Consider the following 12077-nt stretch of genomic DNA (forward strand, 5'->3'; position numbering starts at 1 on the left):
ATTTAAGTGGCCCTTATAGTTCAAAAGTTCGGTGGCACTTCGGTAGGCTCTATTGAGCGTATTGAAGCCGTCGCCGACCTTGTTGTGAAAACCAAGCAACAAGGTCATCAAGTGGTGGTGGTGCTCTCTGCAATGTCTGGAGAGACTAATCGCCTTATCAATCTTGCAAAACAAATCGATGCTCGCCCGAGCAGCCGTGAACTTGATGTTTTAGTCACCACAGGTGAGCAAGTTTCAATCGCTTTACTTGCTATGGCTATTATTAAACGTGGCCATTCTGCGGTGAGCTTACTTGCCGACCAAGTTAATATTCAAACCGATAATATGTTTGGTAAAGCACGTATTACTGATGTGGCAGCCACTCGTTTAAAACACGAGCTTGAACATAACCGCATTGCCATCATTGCCGGTTTTCAAGGGCGAGACATAGAGGGAAATATCACTACGTTAGGAAGAGGTGGAACAGACACCTCTGCCGTGGAAGTTGCGGGGGCAATTGGTGCAGACGAGTGCCAAATCTATACAGACGTTGATGGTGTTTATACCACAGACCCTCGAATAGAGCCTAAAGCGCGGCGAATGAGCCATGTCACTTTTGAAGAAATGTTAGAAATGGCTAGCCTAGGTGCTAAAGTATTGCATATTCGCTGCGTTGAAGCGGCGGGGAAGTACAATCTACCCATTCGTGTATTGTCTAGTTTTAACCCAGATCAAGGCACCTTGATTAGTTTTGAAGAAACCGATATGAAAAAATCCGTAGTATCTGGCATTGCTTTTAATCGTGATGAAAGTTTAGTTCGTATAGATGGAGTACAAAGTGGCACACATAACTTGGCGGCTATTTTGAAACTTTTTGCTGAGAGTGGCATCGAAGTAGATATGATTAATCAAGTTAATCATAATGTTGATAAAGTAGACTATGCTTTTACGGTGCACACCAATGATTTTGAACAAGCGCTTGAAGTATTGCAAAATAACCGCCATATTATTAGTAGTACCGATATTTCTGGAAACAGTGCGGTCGCTAAAGTATCAGCGGTTGGTGTTGGTATGAAGTCACATTCAGGTGTGGCAAGCTTATTTTTTGATGCATTAGCTCAAGAGAATATTAGGGTGCAACTTGTATCAACATCTGAGATTAAAATATCAGTTTTGATCGAAGAAAAATATTTAGAGCTAGCTGTTCGTGCATTACATAAAGTTTTTTTGACAGAAAGTGAATCGATTTAGAGTTTTTACTTACTTTTAAGGTTTATTTTCTTTAAGATACGAAAGCGGAATCTTTTAATTTATTGGAACATGGGAGCAAGAGAATGCTAATACTAACTCGTCGAGTAGGTGAAACCCTAATGATAGGTGATGAAGTAACTGTCACTGTACTAGGTGTTAAAGGAAATCAAGTACGTATCGGTGTTAATGCACCTAAAGACGTTTCAGTTCATCGTGAAGAAATTTACATGCGTATTCAAGCTGAAAAGTCTAACCCTAGTCCGGGTAATGTTTAATCAATTTATTTAATATAAAAGAGCCGCTATTTAGCGGCTCTTTTTTTTATGTAATCGATAGCTTCATCACTGAGGACGCTGTTAGATATATACTGCATGCCTTTTTTATGTTTTAGTAAAATTCCACGAGGTGTGAAAATAACATCATCAATTTGCTGCCATGTAATTTGGTAACTCTTGTGTGGGTTTTCACTACTAAACCCTGCTTCATCAATCGTTAACTTTGCTTTTGAACCTGATGCACGGCTGAGCATTTGACGTGTTACCCACCATGGCCTGCGATAGTAAAAGGCAACGCATTCAACAACGGCCGCCATAATCATAAAGTTACCAAGATAGTGTTGCTCTAAGGCATAAATAGAAATAAACCCTAAACTGATCAAAAGTACTAAAAAGGCATATTTAGGTTTGGCTTGTGCACTATAGGGAAGTGACTCATCGAAACATTCATAAAAGTAAGGCTTATCAAGTGTGTAGCTAGTATTAAATTGCATAATTAGACTATAGATTTTAACTGTTAATGTATTTTAACAAGACTAAATAGAAAAAGCCGTTTCTTTTAATTATGTTTATAAAGTGGTTAACTGAAACAAAGTTTTAGCCTTTTGGAATGAATATGCTTCTAATGTTAACTGTACTGCAGGTTTTATCTAACAGCCCAGCCTTGGTGAGCGAGCCGCTAAACTCTGCAACCGATACTGACTTTTTAGTTATTGCTGATATGCCATACACTTCTGTGGATAAGGTGAGCCTGAATAAAAATGGTATTTTAGCCAAAAAAATACAGCAGACACCCCATTCATTTCTGATGCATCTAGGCGATATAAAAGCCGGTTCAGAGCCCTGTACAAATGAGCTTTTAATGAGTAATAAAAAGCTATTAAGAGGGCTGACAAGTAGGCCATTTATATATACCCCAGGCGATAATGAGTGGACTGACTGTGACCGTAATAGTTTAAAACCTCGTTTTGATGAACTTGAACGTTTAGCATTTGTGAAGCGCTTGATGTACACGCCAGGCTACCTAAATCAAGCAAGTCGGTTAGCGAAATATAAAACACAGCACACCATGGTCGAGAATGCACGTTGGCAACTTGCGGGGGTTGAATTTATGACCTTACATATTGCAGGGACTCATAACGGCCGTCGGCAAGTATTAAAAACAGATAAAGCGTTGGCGAATCAGGCTGCGCAGCAACGTGATAAGTTAAACCTCGAGTGGTTGTCACGTGCAGACCCATTAGCGAAAGCTTACGTTATAGGGTTCCAAGCCGATATATATACTCACGGTACAATGCAGCCGGCCTGCAGCAAAACGGTTGTGAAACAGTGTGATGGATTTAAAGTATACCGAGAAGCACTTGCTGAGTTTGCACAGTCTGTTGCCAAGCCTGTTTTGGTAATACATGGTGACACAGGGCCCTTTTGCCAGCAGCAGTTAAGTGAACACTTAACGCGATTGAATGCGCCAGGAGACTACTTGTTTAATGATATCGCAAGGGTTTCAATTGATTTAACTGCACAAAAACAGCCTTGGAAAATAAGCAGTCTAAAATCAGCAAAAGCATTAACGCAGGTATGTCATTAAGCGTGTTTGGTATGGCTCTAATGTTGAGCCATACCTGCATCAGTCATTAAGTTTTCAAGCTCATCATTGAGCTCAAAGAGTTCGGGTTCAATATAACTTAAATCACAATCACCTTTTAAAGCTGTTTCAAGTCCTTCTGCAAGCTTCTTAAGCTTTGGAACACCAGTATAGCAACATGCGCCGTGGAATTTGTGAATGATACTGAGTACGTGCTCACAGTCTTGATTATGAATAGCTTCATCGAGTAAGCGTAATGTCTCCGGAACACTAAGTAAAAGCATGTTTAACATTTCTAATGCGAGCTCGTGCTTTCCTCCGGCCCGTTGCAGCGCGAGAGTCCAATCAAGTGAATTGCTGGTGAAAGGGGGCTCTGACACAATATGCTCTTGGCGGTTTTTATCCCGTATAATTGGTGATTTAGGGCTATATTCACTAATGCTTTGTTTTAGCATATCTTCATCGATAGGTTTGGTTAAATACCCTTTAAAGCCATCTTTTATTAGCTGCTCTTTCTCGCCGGCAAGGGCATGTGCCGTTACGGCAATGATTGGCGTATCTTCATTAAGAGATGATTCGCGAATAAGTTTACAGGCCGTAATGCCATCCATAATCGGCATTTGAATATCCATAAATATAATATCGTATTTATGACTTTTGCTCAGGCTGTATGCTTGTGAGCCATTGTGAGCAGTATCGATGAGCTCTATTTTTTCTTCTAGTAATGTGTAAATTAACTTTAAGTTGGCGTCGTTATCATCTACAACCAGCACCTTTAATGGTAAAAGCTTGTCGTCACTTTGTTCAATATTGTGTACGGGGTGATCAAGGCGATAAGGGGCCGCTAGCACTTCGCACAGTTTGCGATGATTAAGAGGTTTACTTAAACACGCATCTGCACCGCTACCTATGTAAGATTCACGCATGCTATGCGATACAGTATTTAACATCAGGTATAAGTAATCGGTGGATTCACGCGCCGCTTTTATATAGCTTTTTAAACGCTGCATTTCATCGACTGCGGCAACATGGCCAATGATACAAATATCGTAATTAAAATCTTTTTTGATTTCGTCGAAAAAGCTTTCTTCATCAAAGCAGCCGGTTACTTGAGTTTGCCAATCTTTTAATAAAGATGAGACTGCATAATGAGTGTGTTCATGTGGCTCTAGGTACAATATGCGCTTATTGGCAAGCGATTTACTTGGTAAGTCATTTGTAACATTATGGCTAGGAAGGCTAAATACACCATTAAACGTGAAACACGTACCATGCCCGGGTGCTGAGTTAAGAGTAATACGTCCACCCATGGCTTCAACAATGTGTTTTGTAATAATCAGGCCAAGTCCTGTTCCTCCAAATTTACGGGTAATACTTGAATCTGCCTGCCCAAATGGTGTGAACAGTGCATCTTGTTTGTCCATTGGGATACCAACACCAGTATCAGTCACCGACACGAGAATTGACGTGCGCTCTTCGTCTAAAAGGCGATGGCCAACATCAATTTTAATGGCACCTTTTTCAGTAAACTTTATTGCGTTGCTTATGAGGTTAATAAGTACTTGCTTAAAGCGAGTTGGATCGCCAGTAATATTGTCAGGGACTTGTGAGTTTATATAAATGGAGAGTTCTAGTTGTTTCTCGTCGGCACTTGGTGCAAGTAATGTAAGTACTTCATTGATGTTGTCGCGTAACTGAAATTGGATTGACTCCAGCTCCATAGCACCCGCTTCAAGCTTAGAAAAGTCTAAAATGTCACTAATGATTGTCATCAAACTATTGGCGGAGAGTTCAATAGTATCGAGGTAGTCTTTTTGGTGTTTATTTAAAGGCGTTTTATGTAGTTGCCGTGTAAATCCAATAACACCATTGAGTGGAGTGCGTAATTCATGGCTCATTTTTGCTAAAAAGTCTGACTTTACACGGTTAGCGTCCTGAGCATCTGTTTTCGCAATATTAAGTTGAATATTTTGTGTTTCATACATTTCTAACGATTCGCGCAAATCACTGGTGGCTTGGTCAATGTGCTTTTGCATTTCGTCTCTTTGCACCACCATGGTATCAGAAATGGTATTTAAGCCTAGGCGAAGTTGCTCAAATTCACCCATCATTGGTGTGTTTAGGCCAGTATCTCGTTTGCCTTCGATCAACCTGTCACTGGCAATAACTAGCTTATTAAGTGGTGTTATGAACATCCTACTTAAACGAATCGCCAAAATAGCGGCAAGCAAGAGTGCAAATATAATTACAATTCCGCTGATTAACAGTGCTCTTTGTTGTCCGATAATTGCCGGGTCTTTATTAAGTTGAACAACAATTGTGCCTAAAGTAGTTTGAAACGCTGAATCACTCCAGCGAGCCTCGGGCGTTGAGAGGTTGACAATGGGCGTGTAAAATAGGATGAATCCATCGCTTTCTTGCTGTTTCGTTTTATTATCAGCTCGTAATTGAGACTCATCTATTTGCTCATCAAAGTCGCTGTGGTAATTGCTGGTCAGAATGAGTTGTTTGTTTGCGTCAAAAATTGCAATGGTTTTTATCGCTGGCGAGTGTTTATTGTGAGCATGACTAATTAGTCGATTAAGTTGCTGTTTATTTTTTGCTAGTAAAGGCTGCTCTATTGCAATCGATAATGGCTCCGAAATCATTGAGCCTTGCTGATATAATATTTTATCAAGCTCAAAGTAACGATTTATTGTAAAATAGCCACCAAGTAGTAGTCCAATTAGAACTGTGGGAATTAATGTCAGCGCTAAAACTGAGTCGCGCAAACCAAGTTTAGTCATAAGTTAATGTAGTTATCATTATTAGTTAACTAAGAGTATATACTTATAGGCGAGTAATCAATCTTGCCGATACAATCAATATTTAAGGTGTTGCCCGATGGCACAGTTTTTCCAAGTAAAAAAAAAGACCCTCTCAGGGCAGCCTGTTTCATTAACCATCACTGGCATGGACCATCAAGGTCGAGGTATTGCTAAGTATAATAATAAAGTATGCTTTGTTAGTGGTGCTTTGAGCAACGAAGTCGTAAAGGCAAAATTGACAGAGGATAAATCTCGCCACTGCGCAGCAAAAACAATCAAAGTAGAGCATCAAAGTGATGCCAGAGTTGCCCCTTTTTGTGAGCATTACGAGCAATGTGGAGGGTGTCAATTACAACATTTACGGTTGGATCAGCAACTGGTTGAGAAACAGGTTGCAGTAAGTCAGCTGTTCGCTAAGTTTGCAAAACTAGAAAATATGGCATGGCAGCCGCCATTATTAAGTGAGCCAAAGCATTACCGCCGTAGTGCGCGCTTAGCCGTAATGTACGACAAAAACGCAAAAAAAATGCGTGTAGGTTATAGAGCAAAAGGCTCTAAACAAATTATTAGTGTCAATAAATGCCCCGTTCTAAGCCACGTTTATGATGATGTCTTCAACCATTTTGACACCTTGCTAAATAAATATAATGAGCTTCGTAGCGTTAGTCACATTCAATTATGCCAAGCTGATGAGCAAAACTTTGTTATTTTGCGCCATACTAAAGCCGTTAGTGAATCTCTTAAACAGACAATTATTGAACTTGGTGCGACCTTGCAGTGGCAGATTATTTTTCAAGACCAAAGTGATGTAATTGAGCATGACCATCTAGCAATGCCATTTTATCAACTACCTGAACAGGATTTAAAATTTGAATTTGGCTTAGGTAATTTTATTCAAGTTAATGCTAAAGTTAACCAAGCTATGTTAACTCAAGCTGTTGACTGGCTTGATTTAAATGGGGACGAACAAATACTTGACCTGTTCTGCGGGATTGGTAACTTCTCCTTAGTGGTGGCTAAATGTGCAAAAAATGTAATTGGTGTTGAAGGAGTGCCATCGGCGGTTGCAATGGCTCGTCAAAATGCGCAAACTAACCAAATAGCGAATGCGCAATTTCATTGCTTTGATTTAACTAAATCAATAGAGCAAGCACCGTGGTTTAGTAAAGCATTAGATGTTTTATTGTTAGATCCTTCTCGAACTGGTGCTGTGGCTATTTTGGAACAACTGCCGCTTAAGCAATTTAAAACGATTTTATACGTCTCTTGCGACCCTGTTACTTTAGCCCGTGACAGTGCAATTATCTCGCAAGCGGGGTTTTCACTTGAAAAAATAGGGCTAATGAATATGTTTCCCCACACAGGGCATATTGAAACAATGGCATTATTTCAAAGGAGATAGAGCGCAACATGGTAGCTACACGGCAATCACATCAGCAGGATAAGTCAGCAGATTTTAAAACGCGACTTGAATTACTCGCGTTAACCAAAGATAAGCGCGAGTTACTGATCAAAGCCAACACTTTATGCGCGGCTCTTCCTGATCAACACCAACAGATGATGGCCATGGAAATGGTTGAAATATTGGTGGAAATGAATCTGGACTCTGAAACGTTATCAACGGCTTACATTACTCCCTATTTTCTAGACGATTTAGTATGCATTGAAAAAGTAACAGAGGTAATGGGTAGTCATGTTGGCGTGTTGCTTACGGGTGTTTCGCAAATGGCGACGATTAGTACCTTAGCTCATCAAGGCAATGGCACCGTGCAAGTCGATAATATTCGCCGCATGTTATTAGCCATGGTTGAGGATGTGCGTGCAGTAGTGATTAAGCTTGCCGAACAGGTATGTCATCTACGCGAGCTAAAAAATGCCAATGAAGAAGAGCGTGTAATAGCAGCTAAAGAAACTGCCGATATCTTTGCCCCTCTAGCGAATCGTTTAGGGATAGGCCAATTAAAGTGGGAGCTAGAAGATCTTTCTTTTCGTTACTTGCACCCTGACTTGTATAAAAGTATTGCTAAGCAATTAGACGATAAGCGCCTTGGCCGTGAGGCTTATATGGCTGATATGGTTGAACAAGTAAAAACAAAGCTTGCCGAAGTTGGTATTAAAGCTGAAGTTTATGGTCGACCAAAACACATTTTTAGCATCTACAAAAAAATGGCGCAAAAAAATTACGAATTCGATCAACTTTTTGATATTCGTGCCATGCGGATTGTGGTTGATGAGCTACAAGATTGCTATGGCGCACTCGGTATCGTGCATACTAATTGGCGGCATCTAAACAAAGAGTTTGACGATTACGTAGCCACACCAAAACAAAATGGCTATCAGTCTATTCATACGGTGGTGTTTGGCCCTGAGGGAAAAACCGTTGAAATCCAAATTCGTACTCATGCAATGCATCAAGATGCAGAGCTGGGTGTTGCTGCCCACTGGATGTATAAAGAAGGTGCGCTCCCCAGCCGTGGTTCAGGTTATGAGCAAAAAATTAGTTGGTTACGTAAACTACTGCAATGGCAAGAAGAAGTGGTTGATGGCAGTGATCTAGCGGATGAACTGAAAAACCAAGTGGTAGAAGACCGCGTTTATATCTTTACCCCGCGCGGTGATATTTTTGACTTACCACTGGGAGCAACACCACTGGATTTTGCTTACTACATTCATTCAAATGTAGGTCACCGCTGCATTGGTGCTAAAGTATTTGGCAAAATAGTGCCGTTTACTCATCAGCTAAGTACCGGCGATCAGGTTGAAATTCTTACCCAAAAGCAACCCAACCCGAGTCGCGATTGGTTAAATCCCTCATTGGGTTATATAAAGTCATCACGCGCGCGCGCAAAGATTCATCATTGGTTTAAGCAACTCGACCGCGATAAAAATCTAAGCGCAGGTAAAGAGATCATAGACACAGCACTGCAAAAGTTAGAGCTTACCTATAAGGAGCTTGAACCTGCAATTTCTCGTTATAACTTTAAAGAGCTTGATGATCTGTTAGTTGCTATAGGAGCAGGTGATGTACGTTTAAATCAACTGCTTAATTCTATTACTGACCGAACAGATGATGAACCTGTTATCCGTTTTAAAAACCCAACAAAAATGAGTGGGGATAAAAACGGTATTGTGGTTGATGGTGTGGGCAGCTTAATGAGCCATGTAGCTAAATGTTGCCGCCCAGTTCCTGGTGAGCAAATTATTGGCTATATCACACAAGGCCGGGGTATTGCCGTACATCGAGACGATTGTGACTCATTTACTAATTTAAAAAATAAGCACCCAGAACGCGTAATAGCAGTTAGCTGGTCAGATGAAATTAATGGTTCATACGCGTTAAGTATTAAAATTGAAGCCACAGATCGCGCAGGGTTAATTCGTGATATTAGTTCAGTGCTTGCTAATGAAAAAGTAAACGTGTTGAACATGAATATGGAAACGCTCGAAGACAGGCAACTGGCTAAATTTACAATGCAAGTTGAGGTACACGACTTATCTAGTACCAATCGTTTGCTTTCAAAGCTTGATCAGATTGAAGGCGTTCACCAAGCAAAGCGAAGCCACTAGAGGGGTTTATGGAAAAGCAAAACTCATTATCTGAATTATTAGCAATTATGGCAAAGCTGCGCGATCCACAAAGCGGATGTCCTTGGGACTTAAAGCAAGATTTTAACTCGATTGTGCCGCATACGTTAGAAGAAGCGTATGAAGTAGCCGATTGTATTGAGCGTGGTGATTACACTGAGCTAAAAGCAGAGCTAGGCGATTTACTTTTTCAGGTTGTTTTCTATGCGCAATTGGCAAAGGAACAAGCCCTGTTTGATTTTGATGATGTTGTTAGTGTTTTAAATAACAAACTTATCAGACGCCACCCTCATGTATTTGCAGATCAGCAAGCGTTAACTGACACCCAAGTTGCGCAGCAGTGGCAGCAAATTAAAGCGCAAGAACGTAAAGATAAAAACACCGGTGAAGCCACTTCGCTGTGGCAAGATATACCAGTTAACTTACCAGCATTAAGTAAAGCAAAAAAGATTCAGCAACGTGTCGCAGGGCTAGGTTTTGACTGGCCCACGTATCATGGTGCGCTGGATAAAGTGGCTGAAGAAGTTGATGAAGTAAAAGAAGCACTCGCGGTTGACCCTTACTCAGAGCATACTGCTGAAGAGTTGGGCGATTTGTTATTTGCGACCGTTAATGTTGCACGTCATATAAAACGTGATCCTGAACAGTTATTACGCAGCGCAAATGATAAATTTTCATCAAGATTTCAAAAGGTGCAGGCTTATTTACAGGTTAAAGGACAGTCGCTTGACACCGCAAGCCTTGAAGAAATGGATGCTGCGTGGGAGGCGATTAAAAAGCAGCCTTAGATAGTGAGCGTTTTGGAGTGTGTTTTTTGTGCAGAGAATTGCTAACTTTCACTGGATTGATAGAGAGGCTTTTGCTATAATTTCGCCCCGTCTTGAACATATTCCAAAATCACTTGTTTGGGTATTATATTCCTTTTAATTCCTGATATTCTAGGGTTCGCATGAGTACAAAATTTATCTTCGTTACCGGCGGGGTTGTTTCTTCGTTGGGTAAAGGTATTGCAGCAGCATCATTGGCAGCTATTTTAGAGGCCCGTGGTCTTAATGTTACCATTCTAAAGCTGGATCCTTACATCAACGTTGACCCAGGCACAATGAGCCCAATTCAACACGGTGAAGTATTTGTCACCGAAGACGGTGCAGAAACAGACCTTGACTTAGGTCACTATGAGCGTTTTATTCGCACCAAAATGACAAGCCGTAACAACTTCACACAAGGCCGTGTATATGAAGATGTACTGCGTCGTGAGCGTCGTGGTGAATACCTTGGTGCAACTATTCAGGTAATTCCACACATTACTAACGATATTAAGCAACGTGTTTATGACGGTGCTGAAGGCCACGATGTGGCAATCGTTGAAATTGGTGGTACGGTAGGTGATATTGAGTCACAACCATTTTTAGAAGCAATTCGTCAGTTAGGCACAGAAATTGGCCGTGAGCGCGCATTGTTTATTCACTTAACGCTAGTGCCATTCTTAGGCCCTGCAGGTGAAGTGAAAACCAAACCAACGCAACACTCTGTTAAAGAGCTACGCTCAATTGGTATTCAGCCAGATATCCTTATCTGTCGTTCTGATCGTAAATTGCCAAATAATGAGCGTGCAAAAATTGCACTTTTCACTAATGTTGAAGAGAAAGCAGTTATCTCGTTACCAGATGTAGACAGCATTTATAAAATTCCAGCACTATTAAAGTCTCAAGAGCTTGATCACTTTGTATGTCGTCGTTTCCACCTAGAAGCGCCTGAAGCCGACTTGGTTGAATGGGAACAAGTATTATACCAAGAGTCTAACCCAACGGGCGAAGTAACAATTGGTATGGTAGGTAAATACATTGAATTACCAGATGCATACAAATCAGTTAACGAAGCACTTAAACATGCAGGCCTAAAAAACCGTTTAACCGTTAATATTGAATACGTTGATTCACAAGACCTTGAAAGCAAAGGTACAGAACGACTTGCTCACCTAGACGCGATTTTAGTACCGGGCGGTTTTGGTGGCCGAGGTGTTGAAGGTAAAATTTTAGCGGCAAAATATGCCCGTGAAAATAAAGTGCCTTACTTAGGTATCTGTTTGGGCATGCAAGTCGCATTGATTGAATATGCACGTAATGTTGCAGGTCTTTTAGATGCTAATTCAACAGAATTTAATGCGAAGTCTTCAGCGCCTGTAGTAGGCCTAATTACTGAGTGGTTAGATGCAGATGGTAACGTAGAAGTACGCGATGAAGCATCTGATTTAGGTGGCACAATGCGTTTAGGCGCTCAAAAATGCCACTTAACGCCGGGTTCAAAGGTACGTGAAGTATACGGCAGTGATGAGATTGTTGAACGTCATCGTCACCGTTACGAAGTAAATAACAACTTTGTAGAAAAGCTTGAGCAAGCTGGCTTGAGCTTCACTGGCTTATCTGAAGATAAGAAGTTAGTTGAAATTATCGAAAACAAAGATCACCCTTGGTTTATTGCCGCGCAATTCCACCCGGAATTCACGTCAACACCACGTGATGGTCACCCGCTATTTGAAGGGTTTGTTGCAGCTGCACACACTCATCAAAAAGCGTCATCGTAATGTGAATAAGC

General features: G+C 40.9%; 9 protein-coding genes. 7 read left to right on the top strand and 2 right to left on the bottom strand.

What is annotated here, in order from left to right:
• Nucleotides 1–6 precede the first annotated feature (6 nt).
• A complete protein-coding gene (locus C7Y70_RS14910) occupies nt 7–1230 on the top strand; it encodes an aspartate kinase (protein WP_099296370.1) in 1224 nt (407 codons plus the stop codon).
• Nucleotides 1231–1313: 83 nt separating this feature from the next.
• Nucleotides 1314–1505 (top strand): carbon storage regulator CsrA, encoded by a 192-nt coding sequence (csrA, locus tag C7Y70_RS14915; RefSeq protein ID WP_099296369.1) that lies wholly within the window; start codon nt 1314–1316, stop codon nt 1503–1505.
• Between the two features lie 26 nt (nt 1506–1531).
• Here the strand turns inward: csrA and C7Y70_RS14920 are convergent, their stop codons facing one another.
• Nucleotides 1532–1999, bottom strand: a complete 468-nt coding sequence (locus tag C7Y70_RS14920; RefSeq protein WP_135475527.1) for a YcxB family protein — start codon at nt 1997–1999, stop codon at nt 1532–1534.
• 122 nt (nt 2000–2121) lie between these two features.
• On the opposite strand from C7Y70_RS14920, the gene C7Y70_RS14925 reads away from it, so the two are divergent.
• Complete coding sequence (locus tag C7Y70_RS14925; RefSeq protein ID WP_245321540.1) at nt 2122–3093, top strand: hypothetical protein; 972 nt, start codon at nt 2122–2124, stop codon at nt 3091–3093.
• A gap of 17 nt (nt 3094–3110) precedes the next feature.
• Here the strand turns inward: C7Y70_RS14925 and barA are convergent, their stop codons facing one another.
• Nucleotides 3111–5876 carry a two-component sensor histidine kinase BarA gene (barA, locus tag C7Y70_RS14930; RefSeq protein WP_135475529.1) on the bottom strand — a complete coding sequence of 922 codons (2766 nt, stop codon included), beginning with the start codon at nt 5874–5876 and terminating at the stop codon, nt 3111–3113.
• Nucleotides 5877–5973: 97 nt separating this feature from the next.
• Between barA and rlmD the strand changes: the two genes are divergently transcribed.
• From rlmD to C7Y70_RS14950, 4 genes are all read left to right on the top strand, one after another.
• Nucleotides 5974–7299, top strand: coding sequence for a 23S rRNA (uracil(1939)-C(5))-methyltransferase RlmD (gene rlmD, locus C7Y70_RS14935; RefSeq protein ID WP_135475531.1), 1326 nt, complete (start codon nt 5974–5976; stop codon nt 7297–7299).
• 8 nt (nt 7300–7307) lie between these two features.
• The gene (gene relA, locus C7Y70_RS14940; RefSeq protein ID WP_135475533.1) at nt 7308–9464 is read left to right on the top strand and encodes a GTP diphosphokinase; all 2157 of its coding nucleotides are present in this window, start codon (nt 7308–7310) and stop codon (nt 9462–9464) included.
• 8 nt (nt 9465–9472) lie between these two features.
• Nucleotides 9473–10270: a nucleoside triphosphate pyrophosphohydrolase gene (mazG, locus tag C7Y70_RS14945; protein ID WP_135475534.1), complete on the top strand. Its 798-nt coding sequence runs from the start codon at nt 9473–9475 to the stop codon at nt 10268–10270.
• A 161-nt stretch (nt 10271–10431) separates the two neighbouring features.
• A complete protein-coding gene (locus C7Y70_RS14950; protein WP_099297276.1) occupies nt 10432–12066 on the top strand; it encodes a CTP synthase in 1635 nt (544 codons plus the stop codon).
• Nucleotides 12067–12077: the final 11 nt, after the last annotated feature.

Source organism: Pseudoalteromonas sp. KS88 (assembly GCF_004766475.1).
Classification (GTDB): Bacteria; Pseudomonadota; Gammaproteobacteria; order Enterobacterales; family Alteromonadaceae; genus Pseudoalteromonas.

Excerpts from the sequence above, each read along its gene's own strand:
- csrA (WP_099296369.1), top strand. The coding sequence starts at position 1,314 with ATGCTAATACTAACTCGTCGAGTAGGTGAAACCCTAATGATAGGTGAT.
- C7Y70_RS14920 (WP_135475527.1), bottom strand. The coding sequence starts at position 1,999 with ATGCAATTTAATACTAGCTACACACTTGATAAGCCTTACTTTTATGAA.
- C7Y70_RS14925 (WP_245321540.1), top strand. The coding sequence starts at position 2,122 with ATGCTTCTAATGTTAACTGTACTGCAGGTTTTATCTAACAGCCCAGCC.
- barA (WP_135475529.1), bottom strand. The coding sequence starts at position 5,876 with ATGACTAAACTTGGTTTGCGCGACTCAGTTTTAGCGCTGACATTAATT.
- rlmD (WP_135475531.1), top strand. The coding sequence starts at position 5,974 with ATGGCACAGTTTTTCCAAGTAAAAAAAAAGACCCTCTCAGGGCAGCCT.
- relA (WP_135475533.1), top strand. The coding sequence starts at position 7,308 with ATGGTAGCTACACGGCAATCACATCAGCAGGATAAGTCAGCAGATTTT.
- mazG (WP_135475534.1), top strand. The coding sequence starts at position 9,473 with ATGGAAAAGCAAAACTCATTATCTGAATTATTAGCAATTATGGCAAAG.
- C7Y70_RS14950 (WP_099297276.1), top strand. The coding sequence starts at position 10,432 with ATGAGTACAAAATTTATCTTCGTTACCGGCGGGGTTGTTTCTTCGTTG.